This is a genomic window from Burkholderia sp. LK4 (genome assembly GCF_001043615.1).
In the GTDB taxonomy this organism is placed as follows: Bacteria; Pseudomonadota; Gammaproteobacteria; order Burkholderiales; family Burkholderiaceae; genus Burkholderia; species Burkholderia cepacia.
Genome location: NZ_LDUL01000018.1, coordinates 139,375 through 155,494, shown reverse-complemented (window position 1 = coordinate 155,494; position 16,120 = coordinate 139,375). Strand labels below are relative to the sequence as shown.

The following is a 16,120-nucleotide window of genomic DNA, read 5'->3' as shown; positions in this document are numbered from 1 at the left end:
GTCGTTGCGCGATCCGTCACACCTCGACCCGAGTCCAGATACGTTTGGGCACCATCGTGGCCGCGCATACCAGCGCTGAACCGATCGTCCCCGCCGCGACGAAGGCGGACAGCGTCCCCATGCCGCCCCCCAGCTGATTGACGGCCAGCCATCCACCACCGGCCGCAATGAGCAAGCGAGCCGTTCCACCCAGGATTGTCCAGAAAGGACGGCCGATACCCTGGGCCGCGAACGAGAGGATGAAAGACACGCCGACCAGACCGTAGAGTGGCGCGATGATCCTCAAATAGAGGATTCCGAAGTGTGTCGTGGCCGTGTCATGCGTGAACAGACCCAGCCAGACGGGGGGATGAATGGCGACGACCAACCCTATGATCTGCGTGAAGCCGGCTCCCATCGCAATACCGAGCCAGGTGGCTCGTCGGGCCCGCGCGACGTCGCCCGCTCCCATGCATGTCCCGACGACGGTCAGCACGGCGGTACCTAGACCGAACAGCAGCGGTATCAAGACGTAGTCGAGTCGTGAAGCGATGCCGTAGCCGGCCAGCGCAGCCTGGCCAAAACGCCCGACCACCGCGGTCAGCAATACGACCATCAGATTCAGTTGCAGTGCGCCTATCGACGAGAGCACACCAACCCGAAGAATGTCCGAAAAGAAACGCAGATTCAGCGGCGCGCGTGTCAGGACCAATCCGGCGTGCCCCCTGGCCATGTAGAACAGGAGCGCGACGGCGGCGATGCTGTAATAGAGGGAGACGGCAATACCCGCACCGGCAATGCCCAGGCCGGGTACGGGGCCCATGCCGAAAATCAGCAAGGGCGAAAGCGGAATCAGCACCAGCGCACCGGCGAAGGTCGTGATCGCGGGAATCTTGACGTTCCCGCTGCCTCGCAGGGCTGCGCACAGCAAGTTGACGATCCAGACCGGTATGGCGCCGGCGAATACGTAGTTCGAATAGGTCACCGCCGCGGCGAGTCCCGGCCCCCGGCCGCCGAGTGCGGCATACAACTCGGGACCGTAGCACCACGCCGATATCGTGAAAAGGCAGCCGAGCGCCACGGCCACGACAACCGCATGCAGGACGAGCGCATCGGCATCGCGCCGTTTGCCGCCGCCAATTGCTCGAGCCACGGCGGACGCGACGCCACCTCCAATGCCGCCGTTGGACATCATCGTCATCAACATCGAGATCGGGAAGACAAGCGACACGCCGACCAACGAATCGGTACCGAGAAAACTCACGTACCACGTCTCCAGCACGCCGACGAACGTCTGGGCGATCAATACGGCCATGGTGGTGACCCCGAGCGACAGCAGCGTTCGAAACAGGGGGCCGCCCAGAATGCGGGCGCGACGTAGCGCGCCGGCATCGGGTTTGTTTGAAGTCTGATCCATATGCTTCGTCCCTATCCCCGGTCGGACAGGAACGACAGCAGCAGCTGATTGACCGCGTCAGGCGCTTCTTGCTGCGCGTAATGACCGATTCCGGCAATCAGGTGCTTCCCCTTCAGGTTGGGCACGTTGCGTTCGAGCGTCTCGTATTCGTCCTTTGCCATCTTCAGCACGCCATCCAGTTCACCGGCGATGAAGACCGTGGGCTGGAGGATGCGCGCGCCGTCCAGGAACGGCGTCCGCTCCCAGTTCCGATCGAAGTTCCGATACCAGTTGATGCCGCCCCGGAAACCCGACATCTTGAACTGTGCGGTGAAGTAGTCGAGTTCCTCCGTCGTCAGCCACGCGGGTTGCTCGTCGGGGAACACGAGACTGTCGACAAGACGACTGGCCTTGTCGAAACGGACGAAGCTGGAATGGCGGTGTTTTTCACTCGAGCGAGCCTGCCCCGAGGCCGAATACAGAATGCCGAGCAAAGCGCGTCGAACGTCGGCTTCGAGCTCGCGCTCGATCCGCTCCGGTTCCTGAAAATACTGTTGATAGAAATGCTGCTCTTGCGCGAGCAATTGAAAGCGGACGGCCGGCCGCAGTGTCTGGCGCGGCAGGTACGGCACGCTCAGCAAAGCCAGTTTGCGGAACATGTCGGGACGAAGCAGTGCGGCGGGCGCTGCGACCATGGATCCCCAATCGTGCCCGACGAGAATCGCGTGTTCTTCCCCCAACGCATGAACCAGGCCGACCAGATCCGCAACGAGATTCAGGACGTTGTATGCGTGGATTGCGTGCGGTGCATCGGTGTCGGCGTAGCCTCGCTGATCCATTGCGACAACCCTGTACCCGGCCCGCGCCAAGGGCGCGATCTGATGGCGCCACGAAAACCACGATTCAGGCCACCCGTGACAGAGCAGGATCAGCGGCCCGGATCCCTGCTCCACATAGTGCATGCGAATGCCGTTGGTATGGACGTATCCATGTTTCCAGTCCTGTCCCACTTCCGCCCCCTTGGATAAATAAGAGTATGGTCGACATCCAATTAGAGTATGAATACACTCTAAGTGTCAACGGGAAGTTTTACACGGAGCGCTCAGGCGCAAGATCGAAATGAGAAAGTCCAGGGAAGAGGCAAGCGAGACCCGCAAGCGGATCGTGGAAACCGCCGCAAGGGAGTTTCGCGAGAAGGGCGTGGTTGGTGCGGGGATTGCCGACATCATGTCGGCTGCCGGCTTGACCCCAGGCGGGTTCTATCGACACTTCGAGTCGAAGGACCATCTCGTGGCGGAAGCATGCGATGTCGCCAGCGCGACGCTGTACGGGACGCTCGAGGCGTTCGTGCAGGGGAAACCGCCTCGTGAGGCGCGCCGGGAGATTGCGGAGCGTTACCTGTCGGTCACGCATCGCGACAATATGTCGATAGGCTGCCCGTTTGCGGCGCTGGGTGGAGATATGGCGAGAGCCGATTCGCGTACACGGCAAGTCGCGACGGACGGGTTTCTACGTCTCGTAGGTCTCATCGAGGCACAGTTGGGCGGCACGGAAGCAAGCAAGCGTGGCAAGTCGCTGGCGGCCGCGTCAGCCATGATCGGTGCACTGATGATGTCGCGCGTGGTCGATAACGAGGCGCTGTCGGAAGAAATACTCCAGGCTGCTCGGGATGCGCTGTGCAGATAACACAGGAATGACTTTTTTCGATGGTTCGGCATCCTCGGTATTCTCGAAGGATCCTGGGGCGCCGATCCTGATGCTGCGTGAGCACACGCAGCAAACGAAGCCAATCAAATCGGGGATTGCGGTTTAGTCGCCATTGAAGCGCACCCATGCTCGACGAAGGCTTCGCCAACGGATCGAACGCGGAGCACACGCGTCGCGGGGGAAACCGTTGCCTGTCGCCGGCGCCGATGACGGCAGCAATTGCACTGGTGATGCGTAACACCAGTGCAATTGCGCGATGCGCGCCGGTTGTCAGTTCCCGACTTCCTTCAGCAGTGCCGCGGCGGCCAGTTTTCCGATGTTGTTGGACGCAAGCGGGCTATCGCCCGTGATCAGTTTCCGGTCCTGATGGCACCGGCCCGTCATGTCCTTGTTCAACACCTTGGCTCCGAGTTTTTCGAGGCTTTCGGCGACGAGCCACGGCAGCGGGCCCGGCATGTAACCGATATCGAGATTCGGCCCCTTGTCGAGGGCATCCGGGAACACGCAAACCTCGTAGTCCTTGAACGGATAGTTTTGCGGATCCTCGTCGACGGCCGCCGACAGCAGGCACGCCGGGCCGTGACACAGCGTGATGATGTGCCGGTCGTTGTCGAGCGCCCACTTGAGGGTTCGCTTCACCTCCTTGCTGTGCGGAATCCCGGCGAGCACGCCGTGGCCGCCGGGAATGAACACCGCGATGTACGGCGAATCGGCGCCGAGGTCCTTCTCGAGCACGTCGGACAATTTGAGCGGCGTCTTGAGCTTCGTCAGGTATTTCTGGTACGTGGACTGCACGGCTTCGTCGTCGCCGGGCATGGCCCACAGCTCCAGCTTGGCGGGATTGCCCGAAAGCGTCGCGATATCGATTTCAAAGCCGGCCTGATCCATGTGATGCATCGGCAGCAGCATCTCGACCGGATGATTGCCGGTCGAGAACATCTTGCCGTTCGTCATCAGGACGTAGCGTTCGTCCGTGGCGATCATCAGGACCTTCCACTTGCCGCCCTTGTACGGGTTCGGGTAATGCGCGCCGTCGAAGTCGGTCTTTGAAGACGTGTACTGAGACAACGAATACGGAGACGGAAAGTACGCATTGTTCTCGGCCGGATCGGGCGAGGGGATCTTGTCCGTTTGCTGCGGCTCGGTGGTCATGACTGCTCCTTTCACTGGACATGGTTCAGGAATCGGCGGGGCGTCGACGATTGGCCGTGCTCCACCGACGAATGCCTTTGAGTCGGCTCGGTAGGTCTCCTTTGCACTTCGAGGCGAAGACGACGATGTCGCCAGGCCGCGCGAGCATGCCCGGAGATCTTACAACGCGGCCGGGATTAATTGCCCCCCCGATCAGGTGGGTTCGCGCCCGGCCGGGCGAGTGCAACCCGCGCGATCGGGCGCGGCATGGCCGATCCGCCGGGACGGCTTGTCCCCCCAAACGTGGGGGTGTCCGGCGCATGCCGGTACGGTATCTTGACTGTCACCCTGGCCGACGCGAACCGGCGTCGACGACGGCCTGCATGGCCGCCAGAAACCTTGAATCGGGCCACGTCGCCGCTCACGGAGACTCTCATGAACCCTTCGCATTCCGGCTCCCGGGATGAGCCATTGCCGTCCGCGTCCACGTATCCGCTGCTGGTCAAGCAATTGCTTCACACCCCGCTGGCGACGCGGCCGGAACAGGAAATCGTTTACGGCGACCAGGTGCGCCACGACTACTGGACCTTTCGCCATCGTCTCGGTCAACTTGCCAGCGGGTTGGCATCGATCGGCGTCGGGGCCGGAGATACGGTGGCGGTGATGGACTGGGACAGCCACCGTTATCTCGAGTGCTATTTCGCGATTCCGATGATGGGGGCGGTGCTGATGACCGCCAACGTTCGATTGTCTCCCGATCAGCTCCTGTACAGCCTCAATCATTCGAGGGCGCAGGTTGCACTGGTGCATCGCGACTTTCTGCCGATGCTCGCCGGCATTCGAGACCGGCTCGAAACGGTGAGACGGTTCGTGCTGATCGGCGACGGAGCCGAGATCGACCTTCCGGACGGGTTCGTCGACGAGTACGAGCATTGGGTCAGCGCCAGCCCGCCGGATTTCGTGTTCCCCGATTTCGACGAACAGACCCGCGCGACGACGTTCTACACGACCGGTACCACGGGGCTGCCGAAGGCCGTGGCGTTCACCCATCGTCAGCTCGTGCTGCACACGCTGGCCGGCATGGCGGCGTTGTCGAGCGCGCGCGATCGCGGCCGCATCCATCGTGACGACGTCTACATGCCGATCACGCCGATGTTCCACGTGCACGCTTGGGGCATCCCGTATATCGCGACCGCGCTCGGCCTCAAGCAGGTTTATCCGGGGCGCTATTCGCCGGACGGATTGCTCGCATTGATCGCGCGCGAATCGGTGACGTTCTCGCACTGCGTGCCGACGCTGCTTGCGATGATCCTCGACAGCCCGGCGCTGGCCGGGATCGACCTGTCGTCGTGGAAGGTGATCGTGGGCGGCTCGCCGCTGCCCGAGGGGCTGGCGCGGGCGGCACTCGCGCGCGGCATCGAGGTGTACACGGGTTACGGCATGTCCGAAACCTGCCCGCTGATGACGATCGCGCAGGTCGATCCGCCGCTCGGGGCCGGCTGCACGACGGACGACGACGATATCGCGCGCCGGACGAAGGCAGGCTTGCCGCTGCCGCTCGTCGACCTGCGCATTGTCGACGCCCAGTTTCGCGACGTGCCGCACGACGGCCGCTCGGCGGGCGAAATCGTCGTGCGGATGCCGTGGGCGACGCAGGGTTATCTCGGCGACGGGGCGGCATCGGCCGCGCTGTGGGCCGGCGGATATCTTCATACGAACGACATCGGCGTGATCGACAAGGACGGTCGGCTGCAGATCACGGACCGGATCAAGGACGTGATCAAGACGGGCGGCGAATGGGTGTCGTCGCTCGAGCTCGAGGACATCCTGTCGCGCCATCCGGCCGTCCGGGAATCGGCCGTGATCGGCGTGAAGGACGCGCGGTGGGGTGAGCGGCCGCTCGCGCTCGTCGTGCTGGCTGACGAGCATGTGGGCCGTGTCGGGCCGGCGGAGTTGCAGGCCCATGTGAAGCAGGTGGCCGACCGCGGGCTGATCTCGCGCTATGCGGTGCCGGAGCGCCTGCTGATCGTCGACGCGATCGAGAAGACGAGCGTCGGGAAGATCAACAAGCGCGCGCTGCGCGAGCGCTACGAGCCCGACTGAGTGCGGCGTTGCCGCCGGGCGCCGCTCGCCCTTGCGGTGCGGCGCCGGGTCGGCGCAACGGAATCGTCCCGAGGACGTCACCCGAGGGTCGTCTTGCCGAGATCCTCGAAGAGCCGGACGTTGTCCCAGTAGGCGGCGAGCCGCTCGATGCGGCCGTCGGTATCGAACTCGAACACGAACGCATGCCGGAGGGAGAACGTGCGTCCGCGGTTCTGGATGCCGGCGAATTCGCGTACCTGCGTGCCGCCGATCGTGACTTCGGCGGTGGCGTGACGGCCGGCGTCGTCCGCATGAATGGCGTCGACCTCGTTGTGCAGATCCGGAAATGTGTCCAGCAGCGCCGCCCAGATGGCCTTGCCCTGCACGTCCGCCCGGCCGGTCACGCCGATCGGCACGTAGTCGAGGGTGGCATCCGGCGCGAACAGCGTGAGCATCCCTTCGATGTCGTGCCGGCGATACCGGTCAAAAAACGCGGCGACGGCGTCGCGACTGTTCATGGCGGCTCCTGGGGAAAGCGCAGCGTCGGTGGCGGCGCGGGTCACCCGCGATGCCGAGTTGCCAGAATGAAACGACATTGTCGTGCGAGGTACCCCCCGAATGGGGGGCTGAACATTGTGCGCCCGTTCAAGAACAATGCGGGTCCTTTGGAGCCGACCGCGACGCGGCGCCGCGAGCGGGCGGATCGGTACGGACATCACCTACTTTTGACGGCCGGCGCCGACTCGCTATGCTGTTGCGGAGCGCCGAGCGCCGAGCGCCGAGCGCCGAGCGTCGAGCATCCGGCCGGGCAGCCGGCGGTGCTTATTCCGGACGGGCGGATACGCGCAGTGCGCGAGGAGAACGTGAACAGCATGACGCCGAGGGACAACAGACGATCAACCAGCCCGGCGGACGCCGACACGATCGAAGTGCTCGTGCGCACCAAGCTCGCGCCGCCGTCGGCCAGCGGGATCGTGTCGCGCATCACGCGGCTCGGGCGGCTGCGCCGCGGCCTCGATCGCCGTTTGACGCTCGTCTGCGCGCCTGCCGGGTACGGCAAGACGACGCTGCTGGCGGAATGGCGCAACGCGCTGGTCGAATCGGACAGGAAGGTTGCATGGGTGAGCCTCGACCAGGACGACGACAACGCGTCGATCTTTTCGTCCTACGTCGTCGCGGCAATCGTCGACGCGACGGGCGGGGTCGGCGCGCATGCCCGGCAGATGCTGCGCGACCGCGCACTGATTCCGCTGAAGGTCGTGTTCGACGAGCTGCTCAACGAGCTGGAAAGTTCGGGTGTCGAACTGTTCCTGATGCTCGACGACTTCGATCGCCTCGTGTCGCCGGTCATCCACGACGCGATGTTCGGTCTGCTCCGCTATGCGCCGTCGAACCTTCACGTCGTGCTGTCGTGCCGTTCGGCACCGGCGCTGCCGCTCAGCTACTTCGATTCGCGCGACCAGCTCGTGCGAATCGACGAGAACGACTTGCGTTTCGACGATACCGAAACGCGCTCGTTCTTCGAGCTGATCGCCGGCAAGCCGCTCAACGCGGCAAATGTGGAGCGCCTGCGCGCGGCCACCGAGGGCTGGGTGTCGGGCCTGCAACTCGCGGCGCTTGCATTGAACGACGACGCCGATGCGGCGCGCGTGGCCGAACAGGTCAGCCATGCCCGGGCCGGCATCGCCGCGTACCTGAACGAGAACGTGATGACGCAGGTGCCGGACGCGATCCGTCGCTTCCTGCTGCACACGGCCGTGCTGGACCGGATGACGCCGACGCTGTGCGACGCGCTGACCGGCCGGGACGATGCGCTCGGCTGCCTCGAATGGCTGATCGGGCATAACCTCTTCATCCGGTCGATCGATGGCGACCGCCAGCGTTATCGCTATCACGCGTTGTTTCTGCAGTACCTGCGCGAGGAACTGGCGCTGCGCGAGCCCGATGCGGTGGCGACGCTCAATCGCCGTGCGAGCGAGTGGTATGCGGCGGAGCGGCAGTGGCCGGACGCCGTCCGGCACGCGCTGGCAGCGGGCGATTTCGACGCGGCCGCCGCCTGGGTCGAGGCATGCGCGATGAAGCTGATCGCGTCGAGCGACGTGCGCACCGTGCTCGACTGGGTGTCGCGCCTGCCCGGGCAGGCGCTGGCAGGCCGGCTGCGGCTGAGGATCGCGCATGCCTGGGCGCTGGCACTGGCGATGCAGATCATCGACGCGCGGCACGCACTCGATGCGCTCGAAGCCGACATCGACGCGGGGCGGCTCGACACCGATGCCGTCACGGCGACCGAACTGCTGGCCGTCCGCTCGCTGATCGTCGCGCTGTCGGATCGCAGCATCGAGGCGCTGCACCTGGGCGAGCGCGTACTCTCGGCCGGCCCGCCGTCCGGCTCGTGGGTCGAGCAGATCGGGCAGACCGCGCTGAGTTTCGGGCTCGGGTACGCGGGCCGCCTCGACGACGCGCTGGACCTCCGGGCGCGGGCCGAGCGCGCGGCGTCCGGCCACGAACCGCTGTTTGCGAACGTGTATCGCCAGAACATGTCCGGCCTCGCGGAGTTCGTCGCCGGCCGCTTGCACGACGCGTCGAAGACGTTCGAAACGGCGTTGCGTGCCGCGGAGCGGGCGGCGGGGCGCCTGTCGGCGGCAACGGCGCTGTCGGCCGGTTACCTGTCGGCCATTTACTACGAATGGAACGACTGGCAGAAGGTGCGCGACGCGCAGGCCGACCGCTTCGACATCGCGATGCAGGCGTGTTCGCTGGGGCCGCTGCTCAGGTTCGTGCAGACCGCCGCATTGCTGCAGTTCCAGGCCGGGCACGAAGCGCGCGCGCACGAACTGCTCGACGAGGCCGATCACATCGCATGCAGCCGGCAATGGCTGCGGCTGCGCGTTGCATGCATGGCGACCGGCATCCGGCTTCACCTCGACGCCGGGAAACCGACGCAGGCGCATCGCGTCGGGCGGGCGCTCGCGTCGCTGGTGTCGGAGGCGCCGCCGGGAGAAGCGTCGAGCCAGGTCGAGACATGGCAGATGGCGCAATCCGCACGTGCACGCCTGCTGCTTGCCGATGCGCGCGCGGACGAGGCCGCGCAAGTCATGGCGACCGTGCACGAGTTGCTTGCCGCCCGCGGGTTCGACTGGCTGGCGGCGCAGGCGGCCGTGTTGCGCGCGCTCGCGTGCGAACAGGCGGGCGACGAAGAGACGGCGCTCGCGATGCTCGCCCGCGCGCTCGAATACGGTCAGGGCAACGGGCTCGTGCGGACCTTCGTCGACGAAGGTCCGCCGGTCGAGCGCATGTTGGCGCGCGTGCAGAACCGGCTCGACCGGTTTCCGGCGCTCGGGGCGTGGTATCCGCGCGAACTGATGCGCGCGTTCGACGCGCAGCGCGCCGCGGGCGCAACACCGGCCGGGCGGCCCGGCGTGGCCGGCAACCTGAGCGCACGGGAAGTCGAGATCCTCGACTACGTCGCGCGCGGGCTCTCGAACAAGGAAATCGCCCGCGCGCTGCGCGTCGCGCCGGAGACGATCAAGTGGCATCTGAAGAACATCTTCGAAAAGCTCAACGTCACGTCGCGCATCCAGGCCGTGCGCAGCGGGTTGGCGCTCGAAGCGTCCCGCACGCGCTCCGGCGGCGAATGAACGGCTTGCGCCCGCAGACGATTGGCCGGAGCAGGCGACACAGCCACTGATCCGGAAATCGACCGTCGACCCATAGGTGTACGGACTGTTCGTTCGTCACGATGCGCGCGCCACGCTCGTGCGAATGAGGTTCCGTCGTCATATCGGCTCGCGACCGGTGCGTCTGCGCGATCAGCGCGTTGACGAAAACGCCAAGCATTCCACATGATCGACCGGTACTTCAGCCCCCCGACCGGGGGGCTGAAGTGTCGGCGCGGAATGCCGGACAATCGGTGGCACCGAACGCGTCGCCGCACCTCGCTGGCGTGTCGCGTGGATGCAGCACTGGATGATGGGTCGAAATGGACATCCTTGAGAACATGCGGACGTTTGTGCGCGTCGTGCAGGCCGGCAGCTTTACGGCAGTGGCGAAACAGACCGATGTGGCGATTGCACAGGTATCGCGGGCGGTATCCGGCCTCGAGGAATATGCACAGACCCGCTTGTTGAATCGAACGACCCGGAGGATTTCGCTGACCGACAGCGGACGGCGTTATTTCGAGCGCCTGCTGGCCATCCTCGGCGATGTCGACCAGGCGAATGCCGAGGCGAGAAACGCACTCGTCCGGCCATACGGGCGGTTGCGCGTGCACACCATGCCGGGCCTGGGGCAAAGCCATGTCACCGAGGCCGTCGTCACCTATCAGGCGGCTTTTCCCGAGGTGGCCGTCGACATCACCTATTCGCAGAGGATGCCGAACCTGGTGGAAGACGGTTATGACATTTCGGTGGTCGCGGCGTCGAGTCTTCCCGATTCGGGATACATCGCGCATACCTACGGAAGGTGCTACAGCGTGCTGGTCGCGTCGCAGGACTATCTTGACCGGCATGGCACGCCGTCGAAGCCGGCCGATCTCGCCGACCATACGTGCTTGCGCCTCGACACGCCGGCCGACTCGAACGATGAATGGTTGCTTCATGGCACGCGCGGCGAGGTGGAATCACACTCCGTTCTCTCGGCCCCGTTCCAGGCGAATGCACCGGAAGCGCTGGCGATCGCGTTGCGTGCCGGCATGGGCATCGGGTCGTTGGCGATCTATTCCGTCATTGACGATCTGCGGAGCGGGAAACTCGTCAGGGTGTTGCCGGGTTACCGCCTGACGATGCTCGACGTTTACGCGATGTACGTATCCCGGCAGTTCATGGACGCGAAGATACGGACATTTCTCGAGCATCTGCGCATGACGCTTTCGCCGGCGCTGGAAGCCGACGAAGGTGCGTTGAATGCGATTGCCGCATAAGGCCTGCGCACTGCAACCGGCAGTGGCCGGCGCGACGCAGGCGCAATACCGGGCCCGATTCGAGTACCCACCCACCCGTAGTTTCCCGTTCGTTCAAATTGAGGAGAGGATGATGAAGTCACGCCTTATGATCGTTGTCGCCGGTTTCGTCGCATTGACGTCCGTCACGTCCTACGCGCAATCCGCCAGCCCCGACGCGCAAACGGCTGCCCCGTCTCGATCGGCCAAGAAGGCCGAGCGCCTGGAAAACCGTGCATTTGCGAAGAAGGTCCGTCAGGCGATCGTGAAAGCGCACGGGATCGGCAATGCACAGGTCACCGTCTTTGCCAAGGCAAAGACGGGTGAAGTGACGCTGGCGGGACTGATTACCGACGAGTCGCAGGACAAGGCCGCGGTGGAAGCGGCTCGTCAGGTGCCGGGCGTCACGTCGGTGACCAGCAAGCTTCAGTTGCGCATGGAAGGCGGGCAGTGATTCGCCGTATGTCGTATTGCTGAGCGATACCGGATCCTCCGGATGTTCGCATCCGGAGGATCTTCGCCATGCAGGGCGCTGCATTCGACCCGTCGCGCGCATGATGAACCGCCGCCGGATCAACGGCGATGCGGCGAGCCTGCCGCATGCTTGAATCGGCGCCCGCGCGCTGCGGCGGGCGATCGGATGGCCGGGATCGACAGGCTCCCGATTCGCCCGGCTCGGCGCGCGGGCCGCACGTGACCTAGAAGAGATGCCGAATCCCGACGACGGTGCCGAAAGTCGATCCCGACACGCCGTCCAGCGCGCCGTTGGTCGACAGTCCCGTGTTCATCCTGCCGTGGTTGTTGACGAAGCCGAGCTGGCCGTAAATCAGCGTCGCCTTCGACAGGCTGTAGGTCAGGCCCGTTGCGGCCAGTATCGAATGGTTGGCGGTATCGTTCCCGTCGCTCGTGTACCAGACGCCCGCGTCGGCGTGGATCGTCGGTGTGAAGCGGTAGCTCAGGCCGCCGCCGTAGACGCGGCTGTCGAATGCGCCCGCGACCTTGTAATTGACGAATACCGCGTTCACGGTCAGGTCGTTGAATTCGTAACGCGCACCGATCGTGCGGCCCGAGAACGCGACCGCGCTCGGCACGGGCGTGGCCGCAGCCGTGCCGCCGGCGTTGCCGCTATACATCGCCGCGCTGACGAGCATCGGCCCATAGGTGTAGTTCAGGCTCGCCGAGTACTGACGGCCCGCCTGGAAATTGCCGGCGGCGCCCCCCAGCGCGAGCATCGCGTTGCCCTGAAAGCCTGCAATCGTCGGGCTCGCATACGAGATGGCATTCGCGTTGAAGATGCCGGTGACGAACACGTTGCCCACATAGACGGGTACCTGACTGCCGAAGAACGAGACGGAGCGAGGGTCGGTCGCGATCAGCGAGAGCACGAACGGGGAAAACTGCAAGCCGGCCTTGACGGTACCCGCGCCGCTCTCGATACCGATCCACGCATGGCGGCCGAAGAAGTTTCCGTTCGAATCGGTGAAACCGCCTTTCGACAGGTCGATGCCGCTCTCCAGCGTGAAAATCGCTTTCACGCCGCCGCCGAGATCCTCGCTGCCTTTCAGGCCGAACAGCGAGGGCGTCATGCCGCCGCTGATCAGCGAAAACTGATGGCCGGCGTTTCGCCCGGTCGCCGGATCGACCGTCTTGCTCGTGTACAGGATGCCGCTGTCGACGATGCCGTAAAGCGTCACGCTGCCCTGCGCATGGGCCTGCGGTACCGCCCCTCCCATGATGGCGGTGACCAGTGCGACTTCACGAATTCCGGGGCGAAATGACATCGTTGATTGTCTCCAATGTAATGTGGATTTCTAATGATTTGTGATTTTTGAATCTATTTGAATAAATGAGTCGGGAAATCATCCGGCCACGTATTTCCGTTTCATTTCGATCGATGTTAGATCATGGTGCCGCCGCATTGAAATACGGTAGTAGCACTAGATATGTACGCAATAAATCGAGGGCCATGAAAACAATTCATTTGCGTCGAATTTTCTGCCTGCCTACGCTTTCAACCATAAAAAATCGATGAATCCCGGCGCTCTGGGCGGAAGTCTTCCGTGCCTGCAGCCGACCGGGAAAATATGAGCGGTGGACTTGAAAGGAGACGATGCATGGAGTCGAAGAACGTTCCGGAGATGGCTGAACTGTTGCGCGATGCGCCGAAGAACTGGGGCAAGTGGGGGCCGGACGACGAAGTCGGTTCACTCAATTACCTGACCGAGACGGAGGTACTGCGCGGCGTCGCGGCCGTGCGTTCCGGCAAGACCTTCACGCTGCAGATCCAGATGGGCAATCCGAAGGGCGACCCTGTCTGGCCGGGGCGCTCCCAGGCCTGTCGCATGAACGTGATGGACAAGGGCCACTACATGTGCGGCAAGGGGCCGCTGTTCCCCGGGCTCCTCGAGTATGCGGACGACATGATGATCATGTATCTGCAGGGCTCCACGCAGTACGACGCCCTGGGGCACGTGTGGTACGGCGACCAGATCTGGAACGGCTATGACGCGAAATCGACGATCGGCGGCCTCGCGAAGGCGAGCGTCCTGCCGATCGCGGAGCGCGGCATCGTCGGGCGCGGCGTGCTGATCGACATTGCGCGGCATCGCGGCAAGGCCGTGCTCGATCCGGGCGAGACCTTCACGCATCGCGACCTGCTCGAGGCCGCCGAAGCGCAGCGCGTGACGATCGAAAAACGCGACGTCCTCGTGATCCGCACCGGCTGGATCGGCTCGTTCTACGAGCGCGACAGGAGCGAGTTCTACAAGAATTTCATCGAACCCGGCCTGACCTACAGCCCGGCGCTCGTCGAATGGTTCCAGCGGATGGAGATCCCGAACCTCGTCACGGATACGATCGCGAACGAGGTGACGATCGATCCGGAATCGGGCGTTGCGCTGCCGCTGCACAACGCGCTGATGCGCAATCTCGGCGTCACGCTGACCGAGATCGCGCAGCTCGATCCGCTCGCGTCCGACTGTGCGGACGACGGTCAATGGTCGTTCCTCTACACGGCGGCGCCGCTCAAGGTCGTCAGCGGCAGCGGCGCGCCGGTCAACCCGGTGGTCATCAAGTAGGCCGTCCCGGCTCCGGCCCGACCGCGCCCGATGCCCGCAAGCGCCGGGCGCGCAGTGCAATTCCGGCGGCGCACGCACGTGAAGCCGCGCCGCCCGCTTCTGGAGTGTCCATGACGCCCTATGACAACAAGCCCTGGCTCGCGAACTACGCGGCCGGCCATCCGGCGACGATCGCGCCGGTATTTACCGACGCGCTCTCGATGTTCCGCGCGGCCGTCGCACGGGCGCCCGAGCGGGACGCGATACGGTACTTCGACGGCGTGCTGAGCTACGCCGAACTCGACGTGCAATCGGATGCCCTCGCAAGCGCGTGGCGCGCGCGCGGCTGCGTGGCCGGCGATCGCGTCGCGCTGTATCTGCAGAACGTGCCGCAGTTCGTGATCGCGCTGGTGGCCGCGTGGAAGCTCGGGATGATCGCGGTGTCGATCAATCCGATGAACCGCTCACGCGAGCTGCGCGTATTGCTCGCGGATTCGGGCGCGCGACTGCTGATCTGCCACGAATCGCTGCATGCGGACGTCGTCGGCCCGCTTCTCGCGGAGGAAGCGCGGGCCGCCGCGCGGGGCGAGCCGGCGGTGCAGCCGGCCGTGATGACCACGAGTGAACTCGAATACCAGCGCCGGCACGACGCACGGCTCTTTGCCGGTACGCGCCGGCAGCCGGCGCTAGGTGTGGAGGATCTGTCGACGACGATTGCCGCTCATCGCGGCCACCGGCCGCCACCCGTCACGCTCGGGCCTACGGACGTCGCGATGCTCGTGTACACGTCGGGCACCACCGGCGTGCCGAAGGGCGCGATGAACACGCACGGCAACATCGCGTTCAACGCGCAGGTGTACCGTGACTGGATCGCGCTGCGGGAAGGCGGCCCGATCCTCGGCGTCGCGCCGCTGTTTCACATCACCGGGCTGGTGGGACATATCGGCGCCGCGTTGATCTGCGCGGCACCGCTGATACTTGCGTGCCGTTTCGAGCCGGGCGTCGTGCTCGATGCGATCCGCGAGCATCGCGCCGAATTCACGATCGGCTCGATCACCGCGTTCATCGCGCTGGTGAACCATCCGCATGCAACGCGCGAGCATCTGGCGTCGATGCGACGCATCTACTCGGGGGGCGCCCCGATTCCGCCGAGCGTCATCGATGCGTTCCGCGAGCGCTTCGGCCACTACATTCACAACGGTTACGGCCTGACCGAGACGAACTCGCCGACGCACTGCGTGCCGCTCGATCGCGACGCACCGGTCGATCCGTCGACGGGCACGCTCGCTGTCGGCGTACCGGTATTCAACGTGGAGTCGTACATCGGCGACGAAGCCGGCCGCCCGCTACCGCCCGGCGAGATCGGCGAGATCATCTCGCGTGGGCCGATGGTCGTGCCCGGTTACTGGAACAAGCCGGCGGAGAGTGCGAAAGCGATCGTCGACGGCTACTTCCGCACCGGCGACGTCGGCTTCATGGACGGGCGCGGCTGGTTCTATCTCGTCGATCGCAAGAAGGACATGATCAACGCGGGCGGCTACAAGGTCTGGCCGCGCGAGGTCGAGGATGTCCTGTACTCGCATCCGGCGGTACGCGAGGCCGCGGTCGTCGGCGTGGCGGACAGTTACCGGGGCGAAACCGTCAAGGCGGTCGTGAGCCTGAAGCCGCATGCCGAAGTCTCGCCCGACGCGTTGATCGCCTACTGCAAGGAGCGGATGGCAGCGTACAAGTATCCGCGCATCGTCGAGATCATCGACGAACTGCCGAAGACCATGACGGGGAAGATCCTGCGGCGCGAGTTGCGCGGGTGAGCGCGCGGCCGGCGCGGCACCG

12 protein-coding genes are annotated in these 16,120 nt (G+C 64.8%); 7 read left to right on the top strand and 5 right to left on the bottom strand.

All coding sequences use genetic code 11. The annotated features are described in order from the left end of the window. Nucleotides 1-16: 16 nt before the first annotated feature. Together VK92_RS10575 and VK92_RS10570 are read right to left on the bottom strand one after the other, a co-directional pair. Entirely contained in the window at nt 17-1,396 is a 1,380-nt protein-coding gene (locus tag VK92_RS10575) for an MATE family efflux transporter (protein ID WP_048027858.1), read from the bottom strand. An 11-nt stretch (nt 1,397-1,407) separates the two neighbouring features. Further along, nucleotides 1,408-2,337, bottom strand: a complete 930-nt coding sequence (locus VK92_RS10570; RefSeq protein ID WP_048027857.1) for an alpha/beta fold hydrolase — start codon at nt 2,335-2,337, stop codon at nt 1,408-1,410. 157 nt (nt 2,338-2,494) lie between these two features. Between VK92_RS10570 and VK92_RS10565 the strand changes: the two genes are divergently transcribed. Then, nucleotides 2,495-3,061 (top strand): TetR/AcrR family transcriptional regulator, encoded by a 567-nt coding sequence (locus VK92_RS10565; RefSeq protein WP_048027855.1) that lies wholly within the window; start codon nt 2,495-2,497, stop codon nt 3,059-3,061. Between the two features lie 291 nt (nt 3,062-3,352). Here VK92_RS10565 and hchA read toward each other — a convergent pair whose 3' ends face one another. Further along, complete coding sequence (hchA, locus tag VK92_RS10560) at nt 3,353-4,234, bottom strand: glyoxalase III HchA (protein ID WP_048027854.1); 882 nt, start codon at nt 4,232-4,234, stop codon at nt 3,353-3,355. A 414-nt stretch (nt 4,235-4,648) separates the two neighbouring features. On the opposite strand from hchA, the gene VK92_RS10555 reads away from it, so the two are divergent. Further along, nucleotides 4,649-6,316, top strand: coding sequence for a fatty acid--CoA ligase (locus VK92_RS10555; RefSeq protein WP_048027853.1), 1,668 nt, complete (start codon nt 4,649-4,651; stop codon nt 6,314-6,316). Nucleotides 6,317-6,393: 77 nt separating this feature from the next. Here VK92_RS10555 and VK92_RS10550 read toward each other — a convergent pair whose 3' ends face one another. Next, complete coding sequence (locus tag VK92_RS10550) at nt 6,394-6,858, bottom strand: nuclear transport factor 2 family protein (protein ID WP_231616436.1); 465 nt, start codon at nt 6,856-6,858, stop codon at nt 6,394-6,396. 309 nt (nt 6,859-7,167) lie between these two features. Between VK92_RS10550 and VK92_RS10545 the strand changes: the two genes are divergently transcribed. The 3 genes from VK92_RS10545 to VK92_RS10535 all read left to right on the top strand — a co-directional run bounded on the left by VK92_RS10545 (nt 7,168) and on the right by VK92_RS10535 (nt 11,685). After that, nucleotides 7,168-9,933: a LuxR C-terminal-related transcriptional regulator gene (locus VK92_RS10545; protein ID WP_048027933.1), complete on the top strand. Its 2,766-nt coding sequence runs from the start codon at nt 7,168-7,170 to the stop codon at nt 9,931-9,933. A gap of 341 nt (nt 9,934-10,274) precedes the next feature. Next, on the top strand, nt 10,275-11,213 hold the full coding sequence (locus tag VK92_RS10540) for a LysR family transcriptional regulator (protein WP_048027848.1): 939 nt from the start codon (nt 10,275-10,277) through the stop codon (nt 11,211-11,213). Continuing rightward, nucleotides 11,197-11,685: a BON domain-containing protein gene (locus tag VK92_RS10535; protein WP_231616435.1), complete on the top strand. Its 489-nt coding sequence runs from the start codon at nt 11,197-11,199 to the stop codon at nt 11,683-11,685. The genes VK92_RS10540 and VK92_RS10535 overlap by 17 nt, the downstream gene beginning before the upstream one ends. Before the next feature lie 244 nt (nt 11,686-11,929). On the opposite strand, the gene VK92_RS10530 is transcribed toward VK92_RS10535, so the two are convergent. Then, on the bottom strand, nt 11,930-13,012 hold the full coding sequence (locus VK92_RS10530; RefSeq protein WP_082163776.1) for a porin: 1,083 nt from the start codon (nt 13,010-13,012) through the stop codon (nt 11,930-11,932). A 333-nt stretch (nt 13,013-13,345) separates the two neighbouring features. Here VK92_RS10530 and VK92_RS10525 point away from each other — a divergent pair, with 333 nt between their 5' ends. After that, nucleotides 13,346-14,308 carry a cyclase family protein gene (locus VK92_RS10525; protein ID WP_048027845.1) on the top strand — a complete coding sequence of 321 codons (963 nt, stop codon included), beginning with the start codon at nt 13,346-13,348 and terminating at the stop codon, nt 14,306-14,308. Nucleotides 14,309-14,418: 110 nt separating this feature from the next. Next, nucleotides 14,419-16,098 carry a class I adenylate-forming enzyme family protein gene (locus VK92_RS10520; protein ID WP_048027843.1) on the top strand — a complete coding sequence of 560 codons (1,680 nt, stop codon included), beginning with the start codon at nt 14,419-14,421 and terminating at the stop codon, nt 16,096-16,098. Nucleotides 16,099-16,120 lie beyond the last annotated feature (22 nt).

Excerpts from the sequence above, each read along its gene's own strand:
- VK92_RS10575 (WP_048027858.1), bottom strand. The coding sequence starts at position 1,396 with ATGGATCAGACTTCAAACAAACCCGATGCCGGCGCGCTACGTCGCGCC.
- VK92_RS10570 (WP_048027857.1), bottom strand. The coding sequence starts at position 2,337 with ATGCACTATGTGGAGCAGGGATCCGGGCCGCTGATCCTGCTCTGTCAC.
- VK92_RS10555 (WP_048027853.1), top strand. The coding sequence starts at position 4,649 with ATGAACCCTTCGCATTCCGGCTCCCGGGATGAGCCATTGCCGTCCGCG.
- VK92_RS10540 (WP_048027848.1), top strand. The coding sequence starts at position 10,275 with ATGGACATCCTTGAGAACATGCGGACGTTTGTGCGCGTCGTGCAGGCC.
- VK92_RS10545 (WP_048027933.1), top strand. The coding sequence starts at position 7,168 with ATGACGCCGAGGGACAACAGACGATCAACCAGCCCGGCGGACGCCGAC.
- VK92_RS10565 (WP_048027855.1), top strand. The coding sequence starts at position 2,495 with ATGAGAAAGTCCAGGGAAGAGGCAAGCGAGACCCGCAAGCGGATCGTG.
- VK92_RS10525 (WP_048027845.1), top strand. The coding sequence starts at position 13,346 with ATGGAGTCGAAGAACGTTCCGGAGATGGCTGAACTGTTGCGCGATGCG.
- hchA (WP_048027854.1), bottom strand. The coding sequence starts at position 4,234 with ATGACCACCGAGCCGCAGCAAACGGACAAGATCCCCTCGCCCGATCCG.
- VK92_RS10520 (WP_048027843.1), top strand. The coding sequence starts at position 14,419 with ATGACGCCCTATGACAACAAGCCCTGGCTCGCGAACTACGCGGCCGGC.
- VK92_RS10530 (WP_082163776.1), bottom strand. The coding sequence starts at position 13,012 with ATGTCATTTCGCCCCGGAATTCGTGAAGTCGCACTGGTCACCGCCATC.
- VK92_RS10535 (WP_231616435.1), top strand. The coding sequence starts at position 11,197 with ATGCGATTGCCGCATAAGGCCTGCGCACTGCAACCGGCAGTGGCCGGC.